The sequence below is a fragment of the Streptomyces griseochromogenes genome, assembly GCF_001542625.1.
GTDB lineage: Bacteria > Actinomycetota > Actinomycetes > Streptomycetales > Streptomycetaceae > Streptomyces > Streptomyces griseochromogenes.
The window spans coordinates 1288940-1313929 of sequence record NZ_CP016279.1; the positions used below are offsets into that span (position 1 = coordinate 1288940).

The 24990-nt window shown below is 70.3% G+C and carries 23 protein-coding genes; 14 read left to right on the forward strand and 9 right to left on the reverse strand.

Annotated features, from left to right (window positions below):
- Window positions 1-92: 92 nt before the first annotated feature.
- Both AVL59_RS06105 and ppgK read left to right on the forward strand, forming a co-directional pair.
- On the forward strand, window positions 93-1109 hold the full coding sequence (locus tag AVL59_RS06105; RefSeq protein ID WP_099053008.1) for a 4-hydroxy-3-methylbut-2-enyl diphosphate reductase: 1017 nt from the start codon (window positions 93-95) through the stop codon (window positions 1107-1109).
- A gap of 52 nt (window positions 1110-1161) precedes the next feature.
- A complete protein-coding gene (gene ppgK, locus AVL59_RS06110) occupies window positions 1162-1911 on the forward strand; it encodes a polyphosphate--glucose phosphotransferase (protein WP_067300166.1) in 750 nt (249 codons plus the stop codon).
- A 23-nt stretch (window positions 1912-1934) separates the two neighbouring features.
- On the opposite strand, the gene AVL59_RS06115 is transcribed toward ppgK, so the two are convergent.
- Window positions 1935-2483: a DUF6542 domain-containing protein gene (locus AVL59_RS06115; RefSeq protein ID WP_208870317.1), complete on the reverse strand. Its 549-nt coding sequence runs from the start codon at window positions 2481-2483 to the stop codon at window positions 1935-1937.
- Window positions 2484-2667: 184 nt separating this feature from the next.
- On the opposite strand from AVL59_RS06115, the gene ychF reads away from it, so the two are divergent.
- The 3 genes from ychF (at window position 2668) to AVL59_RS06130 (ending at window position 4440) form a co-directional block, all read left to right on the forward strand.
- Window positions 2668-3756 (forward strand): redox-regulated ATPase YchF, encoded by a 1089-nt coding sequence (gene ychF, locus AVL59_RS06120; protein ID WP_067300167.1) that lies wholly within the window; start codon window positions 2668-2670, stop codon window positions 3754-3756.
- A 151-nt stretch (window positions 3757-3907) separates the two neighbouring features.
- Window positions 3908-4189, forward strand: coding sequence for a type II toxin-antitoxin system Phd/YefM family antitoxin (locus AVL59_RS06125; RefSeq protein ID WP_067300168.1), 282 nt, complete (start codon window positions 3908-3910; stop codon window positions 4187-4189).
- Window positions 4186-4440: a Txe/YoeB family addiction module toxin gene (locus AVL59_RS06130; RefSeq protein ID WP_009321768.1), complete on the forward strand. Its 255-nt coding sequence runs from the start codon at window positions 4186-4188 to the stop codon at window positions 4438-4440. The genes AVL59_RS06125 and AVL59_RS06130 overlap by 4 nt, the downstream gene beginning before the upstream one ends.
- 117 nt (window positions 4441-4557) lie before the next feature.
- On the opposite strand, the gene AVL59_RS06135 is transcribed toward AVL59_RS06130, so the two are convergent.
- From AVL59_RS06135 to AVL59_RS06145, 4 genes are all read right to left on the reverse strand, one after another.
- Complete coding sequence (locus tag AVL59_RS06135) at window positions 4558-6438, reverse strand: DUF2075 domain-containing protein (RefSeq protein WP_067300169.1); 1881 nt, start codon at window positions 6436-6438, stop codon at window positions 4558-4560.
- 110 nt (window positions 6439-6548) lie between these two features.
- Entirely contained in the window at window positions 6549-8606 is a 2058-nt protein-coding gene (locus AVL59_RS06140; protein ID WP_067300170.1) for a DUF2075 domain-containing protein, read from the reverse strand.
- Window positions 8607-8767: 161 nt separating this feature from the next.
- Entirely contained in the window at window positions 8768-8896 is a 129-nt protein-coding gene (locus AVL59_RS55515; RefSeq protein WP_234376191.1) for a DUF6408 family protein, read from the reverse strand.
- 662 nt (window positions 8897-9558) lie between these two features.
- Complete coding sequence (locus AVL59_RS06145) at window positions 9559-10548, reverse strand: SMP-30/gluconolactonase/LRE family protein (protein ID WP_237281448.1); 990 nt, start codon at window positions 10546-10548, stop codon at window positions 9559-9561.
- Window positions 10549-10648: 100 nt separating this feature from the next.
- On the opposite strand from AVL59_RS06145, the gene AVL59_RS06150 reads away from it, so the two are divergent.
- A complete protein-coding gene (locus AVL59_RS06150; protein WP_067316950.1) occupies window positions 10649-11086 on the forward strand; it encodes a MarR family winged helix-turn-helix transcriptional regulator in 438 nt (145 codons plus the stop codon).
- On the opposite strand, the gene AVL59_RS06155 is transcribed toward AVL59_RS06150, so the two are convergent.
- Window positions 11078-12301, reverse strand: a complete 1224-nt coding sequence (locus tag AVL59_RS06155; RefSeq protein WP_067300171.1) for a serpin family protein — start codon at window positions 12299-12301, stop codon at window positions 11078-11080. The genes AVL59_RS06150 and AVL59_RS06155 overlap by 9 nt on opposite strands.
- A 110-nt stretch (window positions 12302-12411) precedes the next feature.
- Here AVL59_RS06155 and AVL59_RS06160 point away from each other — a divergent pair, with 110 nt between their 5' ends.
- From AVL59_RS06160 to AVL59_RS06185, 6 genes are all read left to right on the forward strand, one after another.
- Complete coding sequence (locus tag AVL59_RS06160; RefSeq protein ID WP_079146545.1) at window positions 12412-13638, forward strand: DUF4190 domain-containing protein; 1227 nt, start codon at window positions 12412-12414, stop codon at window positions 13636-13638.
- Window positions 13639-13784: 146 nt separating this feature from the next.
- Window positions 13785-14537, forward strand: coding sequence for a GntR family transcriptional regulator (locus tag AVL59_RS06165; protein ID WP_067300172.1), 753 nt, complete (start codon window positions 13785-13787; stop codon window positions 14535-14537).
- 425 nt (window positions 14538-14962) lie between these two features.
- Window positions 14963-15154, forward strand: a complete 192-nt coding sequence (locus AVL59_RS06170; RefSeq protein ID WP_067300173.1) for an SPOR domain-containing protein — start codon at window positions 14963-14965, stop codon at window positions 15152-15154.
- A 63-nt stretch (window positions 15155-15217) separates the two neighbouring features.
- On the forward strand, window positions 15218-15628 hold the full coding sequence (locus tag AVL59_RS06175) for a (deoxy)nucleoside triphosphate pyrophosphohydrolase (protein WP_067300174.1): 411 nt from the start codon (window positions 15218-15220) through the stop codon (window positions 15626-15628).
- A gap of 133 nt (window positions 15629-15761) precedes the next feature.
- A complete protein-coding gene (locus tag AVL59_RS06180) occupies window positions 15762-16190 on the forward strand; it encodes an ATP-binding protein (protein ID WP_067300175.1) in 429 nt (142 codons plus the stop codon).
- 248 nt (window positions 16191-16438) lie between these two features.
- On the forward strand, window positions 16439-19027 hold the full coding sequence (locus AVL59_RS06185) for a SpoIIE family protein phosphatase (RefSeq protein ID WP_067300176.1): 2589 nt from the start codon (window positions 16439-16441) through the stop codon (window positions 19025-19027).
- Window positions 19028-19113: 86 nt separating this feature from the next.
- On the opposite strand, the gene AVL59_RS06190 is transcribed toward AVL59_RS06185, so the two are convergent.
- Window positions 19114-20673 carry a hypothetical protein gene (locus AVL59_RS06190; RefSeq protein WP_067300177.1) on the reverse strand — a complete coding sequence of 520 codons (1560 nt, stop codon included), beginning with the start codon at window positions 20671-20673 and terminating at the stop codon, window positions 19114-19116.
- 80 nt (window positions 20674-20753) lie between these two features.
- Between AVL59_RS06190 and AVL59_RS06195 the strand changes: the two genes are divergently transcribed.
- A complete protein-coding gene (locus AVL59_RS06195) occupies window positions 20754-21962 on the forward strand; it encodes a glycoside hydrolase family 18 protein (RefSeq protein WP_237281449.1) in 1209 nt (402 codons plus the stop codon).
- A 37-nt stretch (window positions 21963-21999) separates the two neighbouring features.
- Window positions 22000-22305: a hypothetical protein gene (locus AVL59_RS06200; RefSeq protein ID WP_208870318.1), complete on the forward strand. Its 306-nt coding sequence runs from the start codon at window positions 22000-22002 to the stop codon at window positions 22303-22305.
- Here AVL59_RS06200 and AVL59_RS06205 read toward each other — a convergent pair.
- Window positions 22286-23056, reverse strand: a complete 771-nt coding sequence (locus AVL59_RS06205) for a succinate dehydrogenase/fumarate reductase iron-sulfur subunit (protein ID WP_067300179.1) — start codon at window positions 23054-23056, stop codon at window positions 22286-22288. The two genes, AVL59_RS06200 and AVL59_RS06205, sit on opposite strands and share 20 nt — an antisense overlap.
- Window positions 23053-24981 (reverse strand): fumarate reductase/succinate dehydrogenase flavoprotein subunit, encoded by a 1929-nt coding sequence (locus AVL59_RS06210; protein WP_067300180.1) that lies wholly within the window; start codon window positions 24979-24981, stop codon window positions 23053-23055. The genes AVL59_RS06205 and AVL59_RS06210 overlap by 4 nt, the downstream gene beginning before the upstream one ends.
- Between the last annotated feature and the right edge of the window lie 9 nt (window positions 24982-24990).

Here is a 24990-nt window from a genome sequence, read left to right on the forward strand (position 1 = left end):
TTCCCGGCCCGTCCGGGGGCACCCCCTCCGGGGGACCGCGAGGACGGGGCCCGCTCAGGGGCGCTCGGGGGTCCGGGTGCACAGCCCCTACGATGGGTCCCATGACCGCTTCGCCTGGCCGCCGTGTCCTGCTCGCCGCCCCCCGGGGCTACTGCGCCGGTGTGGACCGCGCCGTGATCGCCGTCGAGAAGGCGCTGGAACAGTACGGCGCCCCGATCTACGTCCGGCACGAGATCGTCCACAACAAGTACGTCGTGCAGACCCTGGAGAAGAAGGGCGCGATCTTCGTCGAGCGGACGGAGGAGGTGCCGCCGGGCAACATCGTGATGTTCTCCGCGCACGGCGTCGCCCCGGTCGTGCACGAGGAGGCCAGGCAGGGCCGCCTCGCCACCATCGACGCGACCTGCCCGCTGGTGACCAAGGTCCACAAGGAAGCCGTCCGGTACGCCAACGAGGACTACGACATCCTCCTGATCGGGCACGAGGGCCACGAGGAGGTCATCGGCACCTCCGGCGAGGCCCCCGACCACATCCAGCTGGTCGACGGCCCCGCGGACGTCGCCAAGGTCGAGGTCCGCGACGAGTCGAAGGTCGTCTGGCTGTCCCAGACCACCCTCTCCGTGGACGAGACCATGGAGACCGTCGACGCCCTGAAGACGAAGTTCCCGGGGCTCGTCTCCCCGCCCAGCGACGACATCTGCTACGCCACCCAGAACCGCCAGCTGGCCGTGAAGGAGATGGGCGCCGAGGCCGAGCTGGTCATCGTGGTCGGCTCGCGCAACTCCTCCAACTCCAAGCGCCTGGTCGAGGTCGCCAAGCTCGCCGGCTCCCGCGAGGCCTACCTGGTGGACTTCGCCAGCGAGATCGACGAGGCCTGGCTGGAGGGCGTCACCACGGTCGGTGTCACCTCCGGTGCCTCCGTGCCCGAGGTCCTGGTCGAGCAGGTGCTGGAGTGGCTCGCCGAGCGCGGCTACGGGGACGTGGAGCTCGTCAAGGCCGCCGAGGAGTCCATCACCTTCTCGCTGCCCAAGGAACTCCGCCGTGACCTGCGCGAAGAGGCCGCGTCCCTGGTCGCCGAGCGCGGCGGATCGGGTACGTCGGACGCGTGAGCGTCGCTTCGCCCGGGGCGTGACTGTCAGTCGTCCGTCGTAACGTGGAGCCATGCAGATCTTCGGCGTGGACATCGGCGGATCCGGGATCAAGGGCGCCCCTGTGGACCTGGAGAAGGGCGACCTGGCCCAGGAGCGGTGCAAGGTGCTCACCCCGCACCCCGCGACGCCCGACGGCGTGGCCGACGGCGTGAAGCAGGTCGTCGACCACTTCGGCTGGACGGGCCCGGTGGGCCTGACCTTCCCCGGAGTGGTCACCGGCGGCGCCACGGTCCGTACGGCGGCCAACGTGGACAAGAGCTGGATCGACACGGACGCGCGCACGCTGTTCGGCGGCCGGCTCGGCGGCCTGCCGGTGACCGTGGTCAACGACGCCGACGCGGCGGGCGTCGCCGAGATGCAGTTCGGCGCCGGCCGGGGCCGGAGCGGCACGGTCATCCTGCTCACCTTCGGCACCGGCATCGGCAGCGCCCTCTTCGTGGACGGCGCCCTCGTGCCCAACACCGAACTGGGCCATCTGGAGCTGGGCGGCCACGACGCCGAGAAGCGGGCCTCCAGCAAGGCCAAGGAAGACGGCGAGCTGACCTGGGAGCACTGGGCCCGCCGCGTCCAGAAGTACCTCGCCCACGTCGAGATGCTCTTCTCGCCCGAGGCCTTCATCATCGGCGGCGGAGTGAGCCGCAAGGCGGACAAGTTCCTGCACTTCATCGAGGGCATCAAGGCGGAGATCGTGCCGGCCCAGCTGCAGAACAACGCGGGGATCGTCGGAGCCGCCATGCGTGCGGCGCAGACCCAGCCGTAGCACGCGGGGCGGAAAGCCGCAGGTCAGCCCCGGCGCCGGCGGCTCCGCACCCATCGCACCCGACGTACCAGCACGATCACCCCGGCGATCAGCGTCCCCCCGTACAGCCAGCCCGCCTGCGTGGCGAGCCCGGTGACCAGCCCCATCAGCCGGCCGAGCACCCCCCCGCTGCCGTCGGCGACGGGCAGGAGACCCGCGGCGAACCCGATCGGTACGACCACGGGCGCGGTGAGCAGGTCGCCCCCGCGTACCCACAGCGCGGTCAGCACGCACACCGGCACGAACAGCACCCCGTACAGCGTCAGGGACCCCCCGAACAGCAGCTGGTCCACGAAGCCGAGCAGAACCATCGCGGCCGCGCAGAAAAGCCCCCCGCCGAGCCCGGTGAGCCGGGGACCCGGAAACCCGCCCGGCGACAGCTGCGGGGCGACCCGGAACGGCCGCCCGGCCCGCTCCGCCCCCGGCGCGGGCCTGCGCCCGCCCGCCCCCCGCCGCGCCTGAGGCGGCAGCGGTGTGCGCGGCGCGCCGCGCCGCCGTCCGCCATTCGGGGGTCGTGATCTGTGTTGCTCCATTGGACCAACTTAGGTCTGCTTATGTGCTCAATCGGCCCACAGACACGCCGGTGGAGAGAGCTTGGCCGGGCATTCGACGCTCCCGCGAGCCCGCCGGCCCGGACGCCGTAAACTGGGGGATCGGTCAGTGTCGGTCTCTGGCCCCTGGCACCCCCTGGCCCACTCATCTACGGGAAGTCGCAACGTGTCGCTCACGATCGGAATCGTCGGCCTGCCGAATGTCGGCAAGTCGACCCTGTTCAACGCCCTGACCAAGAACGACGTGCTGGCGGCCAACTACCCGTTCGCCACGATCGAGCCCAACGTCGGCGTGGTCGGCGTCCCCGACGCCCGTCTCGCCCAGCTGGCCTCGATCTTCAAGTCGGAGCGGATCCTCCCGGCCACGGTCGACTTCGTCGACATCGCGGGCATCGTGCGGGGCGCCTCCGAGGGTGAGGGCCTGGGCAACAAGTTCCTCGCGAACATCCGCGAGTCCGACGCGATCTGCCAGGTCATCCGTGCCTTCAAGGACGAGAACGTCGTGCACGTCGACGGCAAGGTCTCGCCGAAGGACGACATCGAGACGATCAACACCGAGCTGATCCTGGCCGACCTCCAGACGATCGAGAAGGTCCTGCCCCGGCTCCAGAAGGAGTCGCGGATCAAGAAGGACATCGCGCCGAAGGTCAAGGCGGTCGAGGAGGCCAAGGAGATCCTGGAGAAGGGCGACACGCTCTTCGCGCACGGCATCGTCCAGGGCACCGAGCGCAACGAGCTCCTGCACGACCTGCACCTGCTCACGACGAAGCCCTTCCTCTACGTCTTCAACGTCGACGAGGACGAACTGATCGACGAGGACTTCAAGAACGAGCAGCGCGCCCTGGTCGCCCCCGCCGAGGCGATCTTCCTGAACGCCAAGCTGGAGGCGGACCTCGCCGAGCTGGACGAGGAGGAGGCCCTGGAGCTGCTGGAGTCCGTGGGCCAGCACGAGCCGGGCCTCGCGACCCTCGCCCGCGTCGGCTTCGACACCCTCGGCCTGCAGACCTACCTCACGGCCGGCCCGAAGGAATCCCGCGCCTGGACCATCAAGAAGGGCGCCACCGCCCCCGAGGCGGCCGGTGTGATCCACACCGACTTCCAGAAGGGCTTCATCAAGGCCGAGGTCATCTCCTTCGCCGACCTGGTCGAGACAGGCTCGGTCGCCGACGCCCGCGCCAAGGGCAAGGCCCGCATGGAGGGCAAGGAGTATGTGATGCAGGACGGGGATGTGGTGGAGTTCCGGTTCAACGTGTGAGCAGGTGAAATAGCACCACGTCGGCGACCTGGCGAACATGCAGGTCAAGTGGGGTCGGCTCCTCCGGGTGCCGGCCCCTTGCTGTTTCCCGTGCTGGGATGGGCCGCGAGTGGTACGTTATTCGGTACCACTTGAGGTAGGGAGTCAGCTTATGTCGATAACTGCGAGCGAAGCCCGCAAGGCTCTCTTTCCGCTGATCAAGAAGGTCAACGACGACCACGAGGCCATCGAGATCGTCTCCAAGCATGGCAACGCCGTGCTTGTCTCGGCCGAGGACTACGCGGCGCTGCGCGAGGGCTCGTACCTGCTGCGCTCGCCTGTGAACGCACGGCGACTGCTCAAGGCGTACGAGAATGCCCTGAGCAACGTCAACGTGTCGGAGCGCGAGCTGATCGATCCAGATGCGGCGGATCCTGCTGCGGGTGACGCGTGAGGCTTGTCTTCGAGGATCAGGGCTGGGAGGACTACACGTCCTGGCTCAAGAACGACCGCAAGATGCTCGCTCGGATCAACAAACTCATCGAGGACGTCAAGCGTGACCCCTTCACGGGGATCGGCAAGCCCGAGCCGTTGAAGTACCACTTGCCCGGGGCGTGGTCGAGACGGATCGACGATGAGCACCGCCTTGTGTACCTGGTCACGGACAAGGAGATCGTGATCCTCGCGGCTCGCTATCACTACTGAACGCAGGGTGTCCGTTTTGCATTGCCGGTCTCGTGCGGGGTGGTGGGAGAGAGCTGCGCCACCCTCGGGCCTGCCGCCGACGGGCTCGGCGTTCCGTGCCAGACGAGGGTTAGTGGATCACACGGCAGCGAGGCTTGCGGTCGCGCCGGTCAGCTCCCGCAGCTTTTCGCGTGTCTCGGCATCGGTTGAGTACACCACCGTGCCGATCATTCCCCGCATCAGCAGCACCTTGTACGTGTTGCGGATCAGCCGGTCCACATCGGCGTCCGGGGTGGACTTCTTGAAGACCGGATCCTTGGACGCTGAACGATCGGTGACCCAGCGGTCGCCGCGCCACACCAGGTCGGGGCCTATGATGACGCCACTCCAGTCGTACTCGAAGCCCTGCGCGGTGTACACGCAGCCCACTTGCCCGAAACCGGCCGGATCGGTTGCCCACAGCGCGGCCGGAGGCGCGCCCCCGACGGACCGATCACCGAAGACGTTCCAGGGCCGTTCCCACTCCCCGATGACGACGTCCGCGGGCAGTGCCTGCCCGGGTGGCACCTTCTTCGTCCACTTCCAGCAGTAGCCTGCGGACATACGCGCGCTGTACCCCTGCGAGCGGCGGTTGTCGAGGAACGCCTCCAACTCCTGAGGGCTGTCCGCGACCGTGAGGTGCATCTTGTCGTCGGGTTCCCATTCCACCGGGCCGCCTGGCTCAAGGCCCAACAGCCGTACCACCCAGCGCAGATATGCATCGCTGCCACCGCACCGGAACTGGCTGTCCAGCGGCACCACCCGACATTGGAGCCCCTTCTTCGCGGCGGCTGCCTTGATCTCCGCGACCGTGCCCATTTCGCCGGGCCGAACGACCTGATGCTCGTCGAGTAGGAAGACCGGGACGCGTGCCGCGTCGATGAGTTCCTCGATCTGGGCTTTGCCGGTGCGGTTCGACGCCGGTGTGTAGCGGTTGGCGGATGTCTCCCGGATGCGATGGGCCTCGTCGCAGATCAGGACATCGAGGCTGTTGCGCTCGGCGGTCATGAAGCTGTTGAAGTATTTGAAGAGGTCCTGCACCTCACGCTTCCGGGCCCCAGCGACCTTCCTCATGGTCGTCGTGAACGAGTTGGAGCCCGTCGCGTGCAGCGCGGTGGTGCCCTGCCGGTACAGCTCGCCGAGGAGCGACAAGGCGATGACGCTCTTGCCGGTGCCGGGCCCGCCGGTGACGATCACGACCTCCTTGTGGTCGGATCGCCTGGCGCGGCGGACGGCGTTCAGGACAGTGCGGTACGCGATCTGCTGCTCGTCCAGCAGGACGAACTGCTCGCGTTCACGGACCTCTTGGGCGGCCACCGCCATGAGTTGCTTGGATGGCCCGATCTTCCCGTTGACGAGCTCGTCCGCGGCCGAAGCGCCTGACTCCGGCGCCAGCTTCGCACGCAGGTAGGCGATGAACTCGCTGCGTCGCGCACCGATGAAGAGCTGGCCGTACTGGTCTTGCTCCGCCTCGAAAAGCCCGCTGACGCCGAACTCGGTGGCGTTGTGCAGGTATGCGGCGCCGTTGACGCGTTCCGGGTGCTTGGCCAGGGCTCCGTTGAAGGAGACGAGGTACTCGCAGTAGCCGCGTACCTGGTCGACTGGATTCAGTACCGCCCGAGCGTACGAGTCGATGCGGCACAGCGACGGATCGTCGTCGTCCGGCTCCGCGCTGCTCCACTGCTTCAGCTCCACGATGACGTAAGACGGCAGCCCGGTCTTGGGGTGCACACCGGCCAGCACGGCATCGGCCCGCTTGCTGTTCAGCGGCAGTCCGTACTCCAGGAGCACCTCCACCTGCCCGAGACCGGCATCGTTGAGCGCGCTCGCGAGCACGGGGATGCTCCGCTCCCACGAGCGGACTTCGGACGGACCGGGCTTGTGGCCGTGCACGTGCACGAACTGCTCCGTCAAGCGGAAGAACAGGGCACCGGAGTGGCACTCGGCGGCGACCGCTGTGGCAGAGTCGCGGAACAGCAAGACATGCCCCCAGGCAGCACGAAGAAACTCGTGCGGGTGGGGGCATGTCCTTCGTGACTCCGCCAGGCGGAGCGGAAGCCCGGCGGGCCGCAGCTACGTCGGGATCAAGGTTACCTGTGCCGTCTGCGGTGGGCAGGTGGCAGCTGTGATCCTTCAGCGGTGAGCTTCGGCTGGGCGCCGTCGTAGTGCTGCATGCCGATGGCGCCCGTGATGAGCCGGCGCAGTTCGTTGTGTGTCGCCGGGTCGACCGCGTAGACCACGGTGCCGACCACGCCGCGGGTGAGGAGCACGTGGTAGGCGTTGAGGACGCACCGGGTGACGATCGTGTCGTCGATTGGATCCCGGAAGGCGGGATCGCAGGAAGCACTCCGGTCCACCTTGAACTTCCCCTCACGGAAGAGCAGATCGGGTCCGATGATGACGCCGTTCCAGTCGTACTCGAAGGTCTGTGCTGTATAGACGCAGCCGATCTGGTCGACACCACGGCGATCGGTCGACCACAGGTCCGACCGTGGTGCGTTCGGGACACTGTGCTCCGGCTTCACGTTCCAAGGCCGGCGCCAGTCCCCGATGTGTACGTCGTCGACAAGCTGTTCTCCGTCCGGGTTGCTCCACGGCCAGCAGAAGCCCGCGGTGATACGGGCCGTGGCCCCTTCCAAATGGCGTTCCCGGATGAACCGCTCCATCTGCTCGGGGGAGTCGGCGACCGTCAGCGTCATCCTCCCGTCCGGTCGCCAGGCCACCGGATCGGAGGCGTCAAGGCCCAGCAGTTGTTGGACCCAGTGCTGGTACCGCTTGCTGCCGCCCGCTCGGAACGTGCCCTCCAGATCGGTCACTTCGACATCGCAGCCCATGTCCTCGGCGAGCTCTTTGAGATACCTGGCAGTGCCCACCTCGTCCGGGCGGATCGACTGGTGATCGTCGAGCAGGAAGATCGGCACTTTCGCGGCTCTTATCACCTCGGTTGCCTGCGGCCGGTCGTCGTCTCGCAGAATCTTCGGCATCCAACGGTATGTCGAGCTGCGTCGCATGCGGTGCGCCTCGTCGCAGATGAGGACGTCGATGCTGTCCGGTGGGCTCTCGCTGAAGCTGTTGAAATAGCGGTACAGCCTGTTGGCTGCGCGGCGCTTGTCCGCTGTCTGCCCTCGGCGGGCCGTGCTGAGCATGATCTCGCGCAGAGTCTCCGTGTAGGCGTGAGAGCCGCTTGCCAGCACGGCTTCGCGGCCCTTGAGTCCGAGGGCACGCTGCAACTCGAGGGCCACTGCGCTCTTGCCGCTGCCAGGGCCGCCCCGCAGGATGTAGACGCGCTTGACGCCCGGATCGGGAGCCGGGCTGTGGGCGGCTTCGGCGTCGTAGAACAACCCGACGTCGAAACCGGTGAAGTGGGTGGTCTTCTCCAGGTGCCGGGTGATCCGGTCGACCGCGACGTACTGCTCGTCGAGGAGTGTAAGACCGCCACCGACGACAGAGCGCTGACGGGCCACATCGGTGACCTTGAGCAACGGGTCCTGGCGGGCCTGCTCCAGTGCGGATGCCGCCCGTTTCCCGGACGCGGCTGTGAATCTCGAAGTAAGTACTCGTCGGAAGCGATCCAGATCATCGAGCGTGTAGAGGAAGCCGTGGTCGGTCTCGGGCATACCGAACAGCGCCTCCACGTCCGCGTCACGTGCGTTGTGGAGCAGTGCCACACCCATCAACTGGTCCTCGTTCTCACGAAGATGGGGTAGGTAGCGCAGCATGTACTCGCAGTAGCGCTGGATCTGCCGCACCGGATGCAGCTTGTTCTTCCCGTCGCCGAACCCGAGATCGACGGCGATGGGGCACAGAGGGTCCACCGTGGCGTGCCGTACCTGCTTCAGCTCAACCGCAAGGTATGAATCCGTCCCCGTGCCGGGGTGTCGGCCGCACAGCACCAGGTCGACGGCGGAGTTGGTGTGCGGCAGGTCGACCTCGACCTGCACCTCGACTTCGTCGAGGCCGCAGTCCAGCAGAGCTTTGACCACTACGGGGACGCTGTTGTTCCAGGAAGCGATGTCTCCCTGGCCGGCCGGTCCTCCCTTGATCCGGGAATGCTCGTGAATCAGTTGCTCGGTGAGCGGAAGGTGCGCAGATCCGGCTCGGGCCACGATGAGTCGGCCGAGCTCGGCTGCGGACAGTTGCAGGAGCACGAAGGGTCCCCAGGCACGAGATGACTCGTGCGGGTGGGGGCATGTCCTTCGTTACTTCGCCGAAGCGGAGCGGAAGCCCGTCGGGCCGCAATGACGTTCTGCAGATTACCCGGCCGTAAATGAAGGAGGGCGGGCCCCTGGAGGCCCGCCCACCGCCCGGCTCAGCCGAGGCGGTGCACCACGACCTGCGCCAGAGCCCACGTCAGGTTCGAGCCGAGGCTCGCCGCGATGCCAACCAGGACATCACGGACCCAGGTGCGGCGCTTGGGCATGTACTCGACGGCAACCACAGGAATGCGTCCCCTTCGGTTTGATCGGTGACGGCGCCGGATGGCTCCCGCCGGGAGCGCACCATGGAGCTGAGTCACCGAACCGAAGGGCATTGCGTACTCCCCGGGGCACGTCGCGTACACCCTCCGGGGAGGGCACGCGGTGCATGGCAACGGTAGTCCACGACTGGACAGCGTGGGCAAGGAGTTAATACACAGGCACTGACGAGCCGGTGGTGCGAGGGGGATGGACGGATTGAGGAAGATCGGTCGGGCATCTGAGCTGCCCATGGTGCCGGGATAGAACGCCCGTGCCGGGATCGTGCTGGGATGACCCCCGTCAAACCCACGTTTCCGCAGGTGGGAGCTCTGCGCTACGGATTCCGCTTCAACGCGTGACCGCCAACAGCAGAAAGGGGCCGGGCTCGGCTGAGCCCGGCCCCTTCCGCGTTCCCGTGTTCACCCCGGTGGGCGGACTCGGGCGAGACGACCTCGATGACGAGCTGGACCTCTTCCGGCGCGTACCACGTGCGGGGCGAGGCGCCTCGGGAAGGCGGTCCAGGTCCTCCGCGAACCAGCCTTCCGCGCGCGGCGGGCGCATCCAGTCGGGCGGTGCGGTCATGGCTCGACCGTAGCGACTCGCCGAGGCCGGGGCCGCGAGATCGTCAAGGGCGTCACCCCCGTCAGAGGCCCGTCACCCGCGCCACCGTGAACGGCGTCTGAGGCACGCCCGGACCCATCGGGCCGCCCTTCTCGAACTGGGAGCGGACGACCAGGAGGCCCTGGGGGGTGTGGGCCAGGGTGGTCGGGGTCTGGAGTGCGGGGTCGGTCAGGCGTCGGTGGACGCGGGCCGTGGTGCCGGCCGGGTCCAGGTGCCAGCGGGTGAGGGTGTTGGTGGCGTTGTGCGCGGCCCACAGCGTGCGGTGGTGCAGTTCCAGGCCGTCGCCGTGGGTCAAGTCGCCGCCTTGCAGGGTGACTTGGCTCGTGGCGCCGGTGGCGGTGTGCACGCGGTAGAGGCCGCCGCCCGTCATGTCGACGACGAACAGCAGGCGTCCGGTGGCGTCCGCGACGATGCCGTTGAGGGTGTACGTGCCGGACGGGCGCGGGGGCAGGGCGTCGGTCAGGTCGTAGTGCGCGGTGAGCGGTGCGCGGCCGCCGCGGGCGCGGGTCACCTCGTCCGGGGTGACCCGGTAGATCACCGGCCGCAGGCTGTCGGTGGCGTAGGCCGTGCCGTCCGCGGCGATCACGAGGTCGTTCACGAAGCGCGAGTCGCCGCCCGGCACCTCGAAGCGGGCGACGAGGGAGCGGTCGCGCAGGTCGTAGACGTCGATCCCGGCGGTCGAGTCGATGACCCACAGGCGGCCCGCGCGGTCGACCTTCAGCCCGTTCGCCGTCGTACGGCCGTCCGTGCCGGCCGGGAGGTAGACCTCCGCCGCGCGGCTCCCGGCGGCGGCGCGGTAGACGGCTCCGGTCGTGTACGAGCCGACGTACGCGTCCCCCGTGCGCACGTCGAGGGCGATGCCCTCGGGATAGGCGCGGTCGCCGGGGAGGGTGAAGGCCGTGGAGATGCGGGGCCCGGTGGCCGCCCGGGCGGGAGAGGGGGCCACGGTGACGGCCAGGGCGGTGGCCGCGGTCGCGGTCAGGAACGTACGGCGGTGAATCGAACGGGACACGGCGGTGCCTCTCGGTTCGGCTACTCACTATATGGCAGGTTCGAATCTAGATTAGAGCTCTAATCATCGCCAACGCATTAATGTGGGCCAGGTGACCTCCATGCCCGCCTCCGAGCGTCTCGGTTCCCACCTCAAGCGGGCCGAGCAGGCCCTGAACGCGACCAAGACCGCGGTCCTGAAGCCGGCGGGCCTGACGGTCGCGCAGTACGCGGCCCTGCTTCACCTTGCCGGCAACCCCGGCATCTCGGCCGCCGCCCTGGCCCGGCTGTGCGGGGTCACCCCGCCCACGATGAACACGGTCCTGAAGAACCTCCAGGAGCACGACCTCATCGCCCGCACCCCGCACGAGTGGCACAAGAACGTCCTGGAGACCCGCCTCACGGACGAGGGTCGCGCCGTCCTCGCCGACGCCGACGTCCGTGCCGTACGCGTCGAGCGCGCTCTGGCCGCCGAGTTCACCGACGAGGAGCGCGACGCCCTGACCGGGCTGCTCGCCCGTTGTGTGAGGGTGCTCGAGGAGCAGCGCCCCTCACCATGACGGCCTGACGGGATACGGTGCCGGGTCCGTCACCCAGCCCGCCATCAGCACCAGCCGGGACTCGCGGTCGACCGCGAGGAAGCCGAAGGGGCGGTCGAAGGTCGCGCGGACGACCGTCGTCTCGTAGCGGTACTGGGGGGCGGCGCCGGCGCCGTACGGCACGAACGCCGTCACCGCCGCCGCCCGGAAGCCCAGCGCGCCGAACCGGGCCAGGACGGACTGGCGGGCCGCGCCCATGGCGAGCGGGAACGCGCTGACGCCGGGGAAGTGGGCCTGGCGCAGGTCCTGCGCCGTGGCGAGTCCGAAGAGGCCGGGCGTCTCCAGCAGGTCGTGGTCGGCCCGCACCTCGTACGCCACCGTCCGCACGTCCAGCGCGATCGGCTCCGGCGCGACGGAGGGCTGCCGTTCCACATGCAGGCCGGGGCCCACGTGCCCGAACGGGAGCGCGCCGCCCCCGGTGACCGCGAGCGCGCGCTCCACGACCCCGACTCCTGCGCCGAGCACCTGACCGGGCGTCATCCGCTCCTCGCCCAGCACCAGATGGACGTCGACGCCGTTGTCGCCGGGCACGGTCAGCGCGGTGACGAAGCCGCCCGGCGTACTCGTCAGGGCGATCCGGTCCGGCCGTATGCTCCTGCGATGCAGTCCGAGCAGCGAACGGCCCTGCCAGGGCCCGGCGTCCGGACGCAGCATCGTCTCGGTGAACGGCTGCCGCCAGTCCGTGCGCAGGGCGAAGGCACCGGCCAGCACCATCCGTGCCTCCCGGGTCAGCGTCACCGGCATGCGCTCCACGAGGCCGCCGGTCCGCTCGGCCGCCCAGGCGTCCAGCCGCTCCTGCGCGCCGACGAGGTCGTCGCCGAACATCCCGTGCGTCCGGGCCGGCAGTCCGGCCCGCCATTCCTCCCGCAACTGCAGCGTGTGGTGCGTCCACAGGCCGAGCGCCGCGTCCAGTCCGGAGACCGGCTCCAGCGCGGACAGCAACTCCCGTGCGGCGGCGGCCGCCCGGTCCGCGGGCACGCCGAGCGCCTCGGCCAGCTCCGCCCGCGCGGCCCCCGTCGCCCCGTCGGCCAGAAAGGCCAGCAGGGGCCAGACCCCGGCCGCCGAGAAGGCCGTGCCGTCCGGGGCCGTGTGTGCCGCCCACCGTGCGGTGAGCCCGTTCACCGCCCGTACGGTGACGCTGTCCACCCCGCTTCCCGCTCGGTGTTCCACCCTCATGACGCCCCCACTCGTGCCCCGCTTACGATGCGGCCAGTCGTACGTCAGTCCAGCCGCCGGGCCCTCGCCCGGCCTGCGCTGCCGCCGCCCTACCCAGGAGCACGGTACCGGTGTCCATACCTCCGCCCTCCGGCCCCCACCAGCCAGAAGGGCCGAACCAGTCGCCCCGGCCGCCGTACGGGCAGGAGCCGCTCGGGCTGCCGGCCCACCCACAGGGCTCCTACGGGCCGTCGGCGTACCAGCCGTGGGCGCAGGGCTACAGCCCCTACAACCGGCCGGCGTCCGTCAACGGCTTCGCCATCGCCTCCCTCGCGCTGGGCGTCGTGTGCTGTGTGCCGGGCGTGGGGCTGGTGCTCGGCCTCGTCGCGCTGCGGCAGATCCGTCGGCGCGGCGAGCGCGGTACCGGGCTGGCGGTCGGCGGTTCCGTGCTGTCCGGGATCGGGCTCGCGCTGTGGGCGCTGCTGCTCAGCACGGGCAGCGCGTCCGACTGGGAGTGGTTCCAGCAGGGCGCGCGCGACGGCGTGACCGGCTCGCTGGTCAAGGGTGAGTGCTTCAACGCGCCGGACGGTGAACTGAGCGGCGACACCTACGGCATCGACAAGGTGCCCTGCTCCGGCGAGCACGACGGCGAGGTGTTCGCCTCCTTCAGCCTGGAGAAAGGGGCCTATCCCGGCGACGACTCGGTGGCCGGCACCGCCGACAAGCGCTGTTACGGCCTCCAGGACAGCTACGCGATGGACACCTGGGCCGTCCCCGACGACGTCGACGTCTACTACCTCACGCCCACCGAGCTCAGTTGGTCGGGCGGCGACCGGAAGGTCATCTGTGTGTTCGGCAACGCGACCGAGGGCAGGGACCTGACCGGCTCGCTGCGCAAGGACGAGACGGTCCTGAACGCCCACCAGGTCGCCTATCTCAAGGCCGCGCACGTCCTCAACACGGCCCTGGAGTCCGTCCCGGACACGCGGTACGCCGAGGACGACCTGCCGGGACACAAGGCGTGGGCGGGCCGGGTCTCGGCCGCGCTGGCCGAGCAGCGGCGGCTGCTGCGGGCCCATGAGTGGCCCGCGGGTGCGCGGGAGCCGGTCGCGGTCCTGGCCGGACGCCTCGGCAAGGCGCGCGAACGGTGGGCCGAGGCCGCGAAGGCGCCGGACGTGAAGACCTTCTACGAGTACTCCGGGGACGGCGTGCGACTCATCGACCCGTCGCAGTCGATCACCGCGCGCAAGGCGCTGGGCCTGGACACCACCCCGCCCTCGGACGGCGGCGACACGGGCTCGGACGACGGCGACCAGGGCCCGGGCGGCGGCGGAGGCGACGTCGGCATGGAGGTGTGAGCGCGGCCATAGCGGGGAGAAAGTGCCTGGTAAAGACCTCCCCGGCCACTTGTCATCACATCGAGTGATTCTCTGGCCTCTACTTGCGTGGCACAACCCACGGTTGCCAGGCTGTTGCTGTCTGTACAACCTGATGGGAGCGGCCCGTGACTTTCGGTGAGCAGCCGGCGTACCTGCGTGTCGCGGGTGATCTCCGCAAGAAGATCGTCGACGGTTCACTGCCTCCCCACACCAGGCTCCCTTCTCAGGCCCGCATCCGCGAGGAATACGGAGTGTCCGACACGGTCGCCCTCGAGGCCCGCAAGGTGCTGATGGCCGAAGGGCTGGTCGAGGGCCGCTCCGGCTCGGGGACGTATGTGCGCGAGCGGCCGGTGCCCCGGCGGGTGGCCCGCTCCGGGTTCCGGCCGTCCGCGGGTGCCACGCCGTTCCGGCAGGAGCAGGCCGACGCCTCGGTGCGCGGCAGCTGGGAATCCAGCAGCGAGCAGGCCGAGGCCGGGATCGCCATCGCCGAGCGGCTCTCCATCGAGCCCGGCGACCGGGTCATGCGCACCAAGTACCTGTTCCGGGAGGCCGGGGAGCCGATGATGCTCTCCACCTCCTGGGAACCCCTCGCCGTCACCGGCCGCACCCCCGTGATGCTGCCGGAGGAGGGGCCGCTCGGCGGCATGGGGGTCGTCGAGCGCATGCGGGCCATCGACGTCATCGTGGACAACGTCACCGAGGAGGTCGGCGCCCGCCCCGGCCTCGCCGAGGAACTGCATGTCCTGGGCGGCGTCCCCGGCCATGTGGTCGTGGTCGTCCACCGCACCTACTTCGCCTCGGGGCGCCCGGTGGAGACCGCCGACGTCGTGATCCCCGCCGACCGCTACCGGGTCGCGTACCACCTGCCCGTGAAGTAGCGCACACCCTCGCACGCCCCTCGGGCGGGTGCCCCGTCCCGTGATCCATGTCCCGGCTCCGGGCGGTGCGCCGCAATCCGGCCGTTTTCCCAGGTGGCCCAAGGTTCGTCCGATATGCCCCGACGCACGACACCGGCATGCGGGGCGGCGCGTTCGTCATCGTGCGCCCCCCGAGTTCTGGCCGGTTGCGTACCTCTTTGTGAAAAGGCGTATTCGCTCCGTGAAGGTAGGGCGTACGCTCGGGCATATGCGGAATGCGGTTTCCTTAGGCGGGGCAGGGCGGGGGCCCAGGACGGGATGGGCGTCCCCCCGCGCTGGAGGTCCCTCGCGCAAGAACGCAGTCGACCGTGGGGGAGCAGCCGAGCGTGGAGGAGCAGTCGAGACCGGGGGAGGGCGGGGCAGTGCGAGAAGGAACGGTGGGGGCGATGGGTGAGGGCACGGTCTCCCTGCCCTGGATCGTGATACGGCAGGACGACAACGGCAATCGCTACCGTGTGGGGCGGTACGCGACCCGGGCCGAGGCTCAGAAGATCGCCGACAGCCTCGACGGCAGCGGTCACAAGCAGCTCTACTGGGTGGAGCGCATCGGCCAGAACGGGGACGGCACCCAGAACTGACCGGCGAACGGGGACGGCGGCGCGCGGAACTGACCCTCTGTGCGCTCCCGTAGGCTCCGCTCCATGACCGAACGGATCGTGGTGGTGGGAGCCGCCCTGCTCGACGACGGCCGACTGCTCGCCGCTCGTCGTAGCGCGCCCCCCGAGTTGGCCGGGCGCTGGGAGCTGCCCGGCGGCAAGGTCGAGGCCGGAGAGCGGCCCGAGGATGCCCTGGTGCGTGAACTGCGCGAGGAACTCGGCATCGACGCCGAGCCGGTCGAGCGCGTGCCGGGGGAGTGGCCCCTGGGATCCCCCTACGTCCTGCACGTGTGGACCGCCCGCCTGTGCCCCGGCTCCGCCGCCCCCCAGCCCCTCGAGGACCACGACGAACTGCGCTGGCTCACCCCCGACCGGCTCTGGGAGGTGCCCTGGCTCGACCAGGACGTCCCGGCGGTCCGTGAACTCGCGGCACGGCTGGGCGCCGGGGCGCACTGAGCGGGCTTGTCGGTGCGGGGTGGGAGCTCACCGAGCTTTCCATACGCCGTTCGTGCCACAGTGCGCCCTCGCGCACGGTAATGCTCCCCTGATACCGGGTATGTCCCCATTAACCCCATGAAACCGGACATGGGTGCGCTCGCTGGCCCGGGAAGTGATCGGCGTGATCGACACCGAAGGCGACTGTGTCGAGTGGACCTTTCCCGCGGAACCGGGTGCCGTGCGCACCGCCCGCGCCGCGGTCCGGGAACAGTTGCACGGCTGGGACCTGGACTCCCTCTGCGATCTCGCGGCCTTGCTGGTCAGTGAGTTGGTGACCAACTCCCTGCGGCACGCCACCGGCCCCATCGGTGTACGGCTGGTACGCCCGGCCGGGCTCGACGATGTGCTGCTGGTGGAGGTGTCCGACCCGCTGCCGGACCCGCCGCGCGAACGTGTCGCCCATCCCGAGGACGAGAGCGGCCGTGGTCTGCAGCTGGTCGCCGGCTCCTCGCGCCGCTGGGGCACCCGGCCTGGGGATACCGGAAAGACCGTCTGGTTCGAGCTCGCGGTGCCCGGGTGAGGCGGTGTACATCCCGCCGGACGGCGTCCACCGTGCGCCCCGGGCCGAAGGTGGGGTGGGGGTGCGTGATTCGAGGGCGTGTTCCCTGGTTAGAAGACTGGGAGTGTTGTCGCGGCCCGGTCCGAAAAACGCCTGGACCGAGCTGTGATCGTGAACACCGTGTCGTGCGGCGCCGTAGTGCTGGATACTGCGGGCAGCCGCCCCCGGTGACCGGTGCCGGGTGCGGTGAGCTGGAGGGGACGGTTCGCGTGAGCGAGATACCAGCGAAGGCCACGGAGTCCGAGGACCCGTCGGACGGCGCGAGGGACCAGGCAGTAACGGCCGCGGCCACGCCCGGCGACGCCATGTGGCAGAGCAGCCCGCCCGGCTCGATCTACGACTACATCAAGGTCGCGTCCTTCTCCATCGGCCCCGGCGGGCTGGTCGACCAGTGGAGCCTGCGTGCCGAGCAGCTCTTCGGCATCCCCGCCGAACGCGCCGTCGGCATGGACCCCATAGAGGCCTTCATCGACCCCGACCTGCGCGAGCGCGGCCAGCGGAAGATGGCCGAAATCCTCGACGGACGGGAGTGGACCGGGTCGGTCCCCTTCCGGATGCCGGACCGGCCCGACGGGGCGCGCGGCGAGGACGGTCTCGCCGAGGTCTACGTCATGCCCACCCGGACCGCGGAGGGCGAGAGGGCCGCCGTCTGCATCGTCGTGGACGTCCGCACCCTGCGCAGCATCGAGACCGACCTCGCCGCCTCGCAGGCCATCTTCGGCCAATCGCCCTTCGGTTTCCTGCTGATCGACCCCGACCTCAGGGTGCGCCGCGCCAACATGCGTTTCGCCTCCACCTTCGGCGGAACCCCGGACGACCACCGCGGCAAGGGAGTTCACGACTATCTGGCGCGTGGCGAGGCCGATCGGATTTCGGCCACCCTGCGCAGGGTCCTGGAGAGCGGCAACTCCATCACCGACATGCATGTGACGGGCTTCGTCCCCGGCTCCGAGGAACGACGGCACTGGTCCGTCAACCTCTACCGCGTGCACGGCGGCACCGGGCGCCCGATCGGCATCGCCTGGCTCGGCACCGACATCACCGCCCGCCGCGCCGCCGCCCGCGAGGCCGCGGCCGCACGGCGCAATCTCGCCCTGCTCAACGAGGCCGGCGCCCGCATAGGGAACTCCCTCGACCTGGAGACCACCGCACGCGAGCTGCTGGACGTCGTCGTCCCGGGCTTCTGCGATCTCGCCACCGTCGACCTCTACCAGGGCCTGCTCGCCGGCGACGAGACCCCGCCCGGCCTCGCCGACGGCAGCGCGGAACTGCGCCGCGTCGCCTTCGCCAGCGCCGTCTCCGACGCGCCCTTCAGCGGCTCCGACGAAGCCGTCGCGGTCGGCGCGGTCCACCACTTCCCGTTCAACTCGCCCTGCGCGGACGCCCTGCGCACCGCCCGCCCGCAGCACGTCCCCGCCGAGGACGGCGGGCTCGTGCAGTCCACGCTGGCCGTGCCGATGGTCGCCCACGACACCGTCGTGGGTCTCGCGCAGTTCGCCCGCACCAAGGGCAGCGAGCCCTTCGGAGACCGCGACCGTGACCTCGCGGTCGAGCTGGCCGCACGCGCCGCCGTCTGCATCGACAACGCCCGTCTGTACCGGCGCGAGCACGAGCGCGCGCTCATCCTGCAGCGCTCGCTGCTCCCGCCCGGCGATCCCGAGGCCTCCGGCCTGGACATCGCCTGCCGCTATCTGCCCGGCAACGCGGCCACGGAGGTGGGCGGCGACTGGTTCGACGTCATCGAACTCCCCGGCCATCGCACGGCCTTGGTGGTGGGCGACGTCATGGGGCGTGGCCTGCGCGCCGCCGTGGCGATGGGTGAACTCCGCACCGCCGTACGCACGCTGGCGCTGCTGGACCTCGAACCGGCGGAGGTTCTCTCCGCGTTGGACGAGATCGCCCGTGGCCTCGGTACCCCCGGCGGCGTCCAGCAGGCCACCCGCGCGGCCCGTCAGCCGCGCGACGCCGACCTCTCCGAGGTCTACCTCGCGACCTGTGTGTACGCGGTCTACGACTCCGTGACCAGACGTTGTACGTTCGCCAACGCCGGCCACCTGCCCCCGGTGCTGGTGGAACCCGGCGAGGCGGCCCTGATGCTCGATGTGCCGCCGGGGATGCCGCTGGGCGTGGGCGGCGAGCCCTTCGAGGAGGTGGAGGTCGAACTCCCCGAGGGCGCCCTGCTCGCCCTCTACACCGACGGGCTGGTCGAATCCCGCGACCACCCCCTGGACGAGGGCCTGCAGGCGTTCGTGGGCGCGCTGACCGATCCCTCCCGGCCCCTGGAGGACGTCTGCGACCACGTCCTCAACACCCTCGACACCCACCACGGCGAGGACGACATCGCCCTGCTGATGGCCCGTGTCCAGGGGCTGCCCGCGGACTCCGTCGGGGACTGGACGCTGCCGCGCGAGCCGCGCAGTGTGGGGCGGGCGCGGGAGTACGCCCGGGCGCAGCTGCTCAGCTGGGGCATGGAGTCGCTGGTCGACACGACGGAGCTGCTGGTCAGCGAGCTGGTGACCAACGCCCTGCGGTACGGCGAGGGCGAGATCAGGCTACGGCTGCTGCTGGACCGCACGCTGGTGTGCGAGGTGTGGGACTCCGGTCTCGTGCAGCCCCGACGGCGGCGGGCCCGGGACACGGACGAAGGGGGCCGGGGGCTGCAGTTGGTCGGGCTGCTCAGCGCGGCGTGGGGCTCTCGGCGGACCCCTCGGGGCAAGACGGTGTGGTTCGAACTCCCGCTGCCCGGCTGCGAGAGCGGCCTGACGGATCCGGCGGAGGCACTGCTGAGCCTCTTCTGACCAAGCCCCGCACACCCGGCTCGACCGGCTGCGAAAGTGCCGTCGAAGGACGTTCTGGCTGTGCGCGGCTGTCCGCCGGGGTCAGGTCACGGCAGGTGGCGGCGGGCTCGGGTTGATGGGCCGCCGTAGCTTGTCGGGGGGCCCGCGTCGGGGTCCTCGGCCAGGAGGATTCCGCCGAGGACGGCGCCCGCCAGGCCCACGGTGGGGCCGTCCTGGGCGTAGGGAGTCCCGTGCGCCAGTACGTCCCGTTCGGCCAGCTCGCGGGCCTGGCGGGCCGCTCGGTCCGCCTCGTCGGCGGCGTCCGAGCCGAGCGCCCGTATCGCCTCGGCCAGCCGAGCCCGCGCCTGCGCACCCACCGCCCCCCGGTGCACGCCGACGAAGTCCTCCGCCTCGCCGACCGTGCCGCGCGCCACCAGCAGTGCGGCCGCCCGCACCACCCCGGACCGCCTCACCTCCAGCCGCTCCACGGCCCGTGCGATGCGCCGCAGGGAGTCCAGCGGGTCGTACGGCCCTCCGGTCAGCTCCGTACGTACGGCGGCGAGCACGCCGTCGGCATGGGCGAGCCGGGCGTGCGACTCACCGGCGGTCAACGAGGCCGACCGGGCCTTGCGGGCCTCGGCGATCTCCGCCTCTCCTCCGGTCAGCGCGGCCGGCACCAGCACGGACGCCTCCCGCAGCTGTGCCGAGAGCCGCTCGACCCCGCGGATGAGGACACCGGCCTGGGCGACGGCACCCTCGGCCGCGCGCAGATGCCGGGCCGTCCGCGCCCCGTCCTGCGCATCGGCGGCCTGGCGGGCTTCGTTGAGCCGTGACGTGGCGAACACCAGCCGGTCCTTGGCCTGTTCGACATACCCGGTGACGGGGGCCGTGGCCGAGGGCGCGTACCGCCGGTGCAGCTCCGCCGCCGTGTCCTGGGCTTCGGCCGTTCGTGCGGTCAGTTCCCGGAACCGCCCCTCGGCGACCTGGAGTGCCGCACCCGCACCCTCCTCCTCCAGCCCCCGCAGCCGGTCCAGCGCCGGCGCCTCGGCGTCCAGTCGCCGCCCCGCCTCCGCACAGCGCCCGATCACCCCCACCAGCGCCTGCCGCCGGGCATCCTGGTCCCCCGGAATCCCCTCCTCGTATCGCCGCCAGATCGCGAACGCGGCCGAGAGCTCGGTCCGTGCGGCGAGCAGGGCATGCGTGAACGGCTCGATCGTCTCCTCGTCGAACAGCTCCACGACGAAGGAGAGTTCCTCCTCGCTGCCGCGCACACAGTCGTCGGCCAGCACCAGAGCGGCACGGGCCTGCCGCTCGGACTCCAGCGAGGTGGGCACCGGCGGCGCCGACGACACCACGCCAGGTGTCGTCCGGGTCCTGGCCCGCCGGGTGCGCCGCAGGTACCCGTATCCGGCCAGCGCCCCGGCCACGCCGAGCGCGACGAAGGGCATGACGAGGTCGGTCGCGGACGTCCCGTCGTGCTCCGCCGCGGCGGCACCGGCGACCGGCCCGACCGCACCCCCGGGAACCGGATCCCGCTCACCGACCGTCATCACCGGCAACATCAGCCACCCTGCCCCCACGAGTGCACCCACCACGGCACGCGCCACCCGCACCCGTATGCGGGCCGTGGCATGCCGGGGTCGGCCCCGAATCAGGGAGGACGTCACATTTTGGAGCGTATGGCCAGGTAGGCGCCTTCGCGAGCGGGATGGATACGGGTGGGGGAAGAGAAGGGCAGGGGGCAGAAATGGACGAGAATCCGAAGGAACGGCAGGAGCAGGGGCGGGGGCAGGAGCGCCCCGCACCCGCTGATGCCGAGCAGGCCGCCCCGACGCCACCCGCACCCGTCGGCGGCGAGGACGCCGCACAGAGGCCACTCGTACTCGACGACGAAAGCCGCACGGGTGGTGCGGGTGGGAACACGAAGGCTGATGGCGGAGCCGAGGCGAAACGCCGCCGCCCCCGCCGCCGCACGCTCCTCACCACTGCCGTACTCCTCCTGCTCCTCCCCTTCCTCAGCGCGGAGACAGCCCTCCGTCTCAACTACACCGGCACCCCGAAACCCGGCACCCACACCCGCCACAAAGACGCCCTCTGGCTCGGCCACGCCTGGCTCGACGGCCGCAAGACCGACGCGGACGTCAAAGCCCTGGCCCACCGTCTGAAAGACACCGGCATCCGAGACCTCTACGTCCACGCAGGCCCCTTGGAGCACGACGGGACCCTGCCGAAGTCGGCCTACCCCAAGGCACGTTGGCTGATATCGGCCCTGCACGGCGCGGCGCCCCGCGTCCGCGTCCAGGCCTGGCTCGGCGACAGGCTGGCGAGCGAGAGCCCCGACGGCCTGCACCTGGAGCGTGCCGCCACCCGCACCGCCATCGTCGCCTCGGCCCGCCAGATCCTCGCCACCGGCTTCCAGGGCACCCACTTCGACCTGGAACCCCTCCACTCCGGCGACCGCGACTACCTCTCCCTCCTGGACGACCTGCGCACCCTCACCCGCGCCCACCACGCCGCGCTCTCCGTGGCCGCCCACCAGATCGACCCGCTCCCGGCCTTCCACTCCTTCTGGGGCGCGACCACCGGCCACCCCAAGTGGTGGTCACAGGCCTACTTCGGGCAGGTGGCCCGCCGCGTGGACCAGATCGCCGTGATGTCGTACGACACGATGCAGCCGCTGCAGAGCCTGTACGGCGGCTATGTGGCAGAGCAGACCAGCCTCGCCCTGGAGGTCACCCCGCGGACCACCGACCTGCTGATGGGCCTGCCCTTCTACCACGACGACACCGTCGGCCACTGGGCCCGCGCAGAAACCGTCCCGGCCGGCGTACGCGGCGTCCGCCTGGGCCTGTCCCGCACGGACGCCGACCGTGCCCGCTTCGGCGTCGCCCTGTACGTCGACTTCGCGGCCACGGAAGCGGACTGGCGGGGGTACCGCGAGGACTGGGTCGGATGACTTCCGAGGCGGGCCTTCCGGTGGGACGATGATCGTCATGCACATGTACTTGGTGGTGGCGGCATGGCTGGCCGTGGGGCTGCTCGCGGCGTGCGGCATCGCGTCCGTCGTGGCGGAATGGGTGCCGTGGCCCGCCCGCCGCCGGGTGATGCGGCCGCGGCTGTTCGGGTACGGCACCCTGGTGAGCACGCTCGGGCTGGGCCTGTTCATGTTCCTGGGGCCGTTCGAGGACGCGGGGTTCAGTGTCGTCCCGATGATGGGGTGGTGCCTGTTCCTGGTCGGTTCGTTCGTCCAGCTCCTCGCCCAGCGCCCCGGCCGGGACACTACGAAGACCGCCTCCTGATCTTCGACCCCAGCCACACCAGCGGGTCGTACTTGCGGTCGACCGCGCGTTCCTTCATGGGGATCAGCGCGTTGTCCGTGATCTTGATGCCTTCCGGACAGACCTCCGTGCAGCACTTGGTGATGTTGCAGTAGCCGAGGCCGTGTTCGTCCTGGGCCGTGCGTTTGCGGTCCAGCCCGTCCTCGGCGGCCGCGTCCAGCGGATGCATGTCCAGCTCCGCCACCCGCATCAGGAAGCGCGGGCCGGCGAACGCCGTCTTGTTCTCCTCGTGGTCGCGCACCACATGGCAGGTGTCCTGGCACAGGAAGCACTCGATGCACTTGCGGAACTCCTGCGAGCGGTCCACGTCCTCCTGGAACATGCGGTACTCGCCGGGTCCGAGTCCGGGAGGCGGTACGAAGGACGGGACCTCCCTGGCCTTCTGGTAGTTGAAGCCGACGTCGGTCACCAGGTCGCGGATCACCGGGAACGTCCGCAGCGGGGTGACGGTGATCGTCTCCTCGCGCGTGAACACCGACATCCGGGTCATGCACATCAGCCGCGGCCGCCCGTTGATCTCCGCCGAGCACGAACCGCACTTGCCCGCCTTGCAGTTCCAGCGCACCGCCAGGTCGGGGGCCTGGGTGGCCTGGATACGGTGGATGATGTCCAGCACCACCTCGCCGTCGTTCACCTCGACCCCGAAGTCCTCGAGGCCGCCGCCCTCGACGTCACCCCGCCACACCTTGAAGCGGGCCTCATAGCTGCTCACTGGTAGAGCTCCTCCTCGGCGAGGTACTTGACCAGCTCCTCCTTCTCGAAGAGGGCGAGCAGGTCCGGGCGGATGGGATCGGTGGTCTCGCGGGTCAGGCGGATCTGGCCCCGGGCCGGGTCGGCCGCGGCGAGGCCTCCGCTCGGGTCGGCCAGCGCGCACAGCAGGTTCACGTTGCGCCAGGCGCGGTCCATCGTCGGGTGGTCCTCGCGGGTGTGCCCGCCGCGTGACTCCGAGCGCTCCAGGGCCGCCCGGGCCACGCATTCGCTGACCAGGAGCATGTTGCGCAGATCGAGGGCGAGGTGCCAGCCCGGGTTGAACTGGCGGTGTCCCTCGACACCGGCCCGGCGGGCGCGTACTCGCAGCTCGGCCAGCTTCTGCAGGGCCTGCCCCATCTCGCCCTCACGGCGGATGATGCCGACCAGGTCGTTCATGGTCTGCTGGAGTTCCTGGTGGAGGGTGTACGGGTTCTCCGGCGGGCCCGTCTCGCCCTCCGTCTCCGCGGAGAAGGGCCGCAGGGCCTCCGCGGCGGCCGTGTCGACCTCGGTGTCGGCGACCTCGGGGCGCGTGCCCACGCCCGCCGTGTACTCGGCCGCGTGCCAGCCCGCGCGGCGTCCGAACACCAGCAGGTCGGACAGCGAGTTGCCGCCGAGCCGGTTGGAGCCGTGCATGCCGCCCGCGACCTCACCGGCCGCGAACAGCCCCGGCACCCCGCGCGCCGCCGCCGTGTCGGACTCGACCGCGATGCCGCCCATCACGTAGTGACAGGTCGGCCCGACCTCCATCGCCTCCGCCGTGATGTCGACGTCCGCCAGCTCCTTGAACTGGTGGTACATGGAGGGCAGCCGGCGCCGGATCACCTCGGCGGGCATCCGGGTGGACACGTCCAGGAAGACCCCGCCGTGCGGCGAGCCGCGGCCCGCCTTCACCTCGGAGTTGATCGCGCGGGCCACCTCGTCGCGGGGGAGCAGCTCAGGGGGGCGCCGGTTGTTGTCCGGGTCCTCGTACCACCGGTCTCCCTCGTCCTCCGACTCGGCGTACTTCTCCTTGAAGACGTCCGGGATGTAGTCGAACATGAACCGCTTGCCGTCGGAGTTCCTGAGCACCCCGCCGTCCCCACGGACCGACTCCGTGACGAGGATGCCCTTCACCGACGGCGGCCAGACCATGCCCGTCGGGTGGAACTGCACGAACTCCATGTTCAGCAACGGTGCCCCGGCCAGCAGCGCGAGGGCGTGTCCGTCGCCGGTGTACTCCCAGGAGTTGGAGGTCACCTTGAAGGACTTGCCGATGCCGCCGGTCGCGAGGACCACGGCGGGGGCTTCGAGGACGAAGAAACGGCCGCTCTCGCGGTCGTACGCGAAGACCCCCGAGACCCGGTCTCCGTCCTTCAGGATCCTGGTGACCGTGCACTCCTGGAACACCTTCAGCCGGGACTCGTAGTCCCCGGTCTCCTTCTTGTCCTCCTGCTGCAGCGCGACGATCTTCTGCTGGAGGGTGCGGATCAGCTCGAGGCCCGTACGGTCGCCGACATGGGCCAGCCGCGGGTACTCGTGGCCGCCGAAGTTGCGCTGCGAGATCCGGCCGTCCTTCGTGCGGTCGAACAGCGCGCCCCAGGTCTCCAGTTCCCACACCCGGTCCGGGGCCTCCTGCGCGTGCAGCTCGGCCATCCGCCACTGGTTCAGGAACTTGCCGCCGCGCAGGGTGTCGCGGAAGTGCACCTGCCAGTTGTCGTGCTCGTTGGCGTTGGCCATGGCCGCCGCGATGCCGCCCTCGGCCATCACGGTGTGCGCCTTGCCGAAGAGCGACTTGCAGATCACCGCCGTACGGGCGCCCCGCTCCCGTGCCTCGATCGCGGCCCGCAGCCCGGCGCCGCCCGCACCGACCACGACGACGTCCCACTCCTGCCGGTCCACCACGGACATCAATCAGTT

Excerpts from the sequence above, each read along its gene's own strand:
- AVL59_RS06115 (WP_208870317.1), bottom strand. The coding sequence starts at position 2,483 with ATGGAGCAACACAGATCACGACCCCCGAATGGCGGACGGCGGCGCGGC.
- AVL59_RS06105 (WP_099053008.1), top strand. The coding sequence starts at position 93 with ATGGGTCCCATGACCGCTTCGCCTGGCCGCCGTGTCCTGCTCGCCGCC.
- AVL59_RS06200 (WP_208870318.1), top strand. The coding sequence starts at position 22,000 with ATGCACATGTACTTGGTGGTGGCGGCATGGCTGGCCGTGGGGCTGCTC.
- AVL59_RS06155 (WP_067300171.1), bottom strand. The coding sequence starts at position 12,301 with ATGAGGGTGGAACACCGAGCGGGAAGCGGGGTGGACAGCGTCACCGTA.
- AVL59_RS06125 (WP_067300168.1), top strand. The coding sequence starts at position 3,908 with ATGTCGATAACTGCGAGCGAAGCCCGCAAGGCTCTCTTTCCGCTGATC.
- AVL59_RS06175 (WP_067300174.1), top strand. The coding sequence starts at position 15,218 with ATGACCGAACGGATCGTGGTGGTGGGAGCCGCCCTGCTCGACGACGGC.
- AVL59_RS06170 (WP_067300173.1), top strand. The coding sequence starts at position 14,963 with ATGGGTGAGGGCACGGTCTCCCTGCCCTGGATCGTGATACGGCAGGAC.
- AVL59_RS06195 (WP_237281449.1), top strand. The coding sequence starts at position 20,754 with ATGGACGAGAATCCGAAGGAACGGCAGGAGCAGGGGCGGGGGCAGGAG.
- AVL59_RS06210 (WP_067300180.1), bottom strand. The coding sequence starts at position 24,981 with ATGTCCGTGGTGGACCGGCAGGAGTGGGACGTCGTCGTGGTCGGTGCG.
- ppgK (WP_067300166.1), top strand. The coding sequence starts at position 1,162 with ATGCAGATCTTCGGCGTGGACATCGGCGGATCCGGGATCAAGGGCGCC.
- AVL59_RS06150 (WP_067316950.1), top strand. The coding sequence starts at position 10,649 with ATGCCCGCCTCCGAGCGTCTCGGTTCCCACCTCAAGCGGGCCGAGCAG.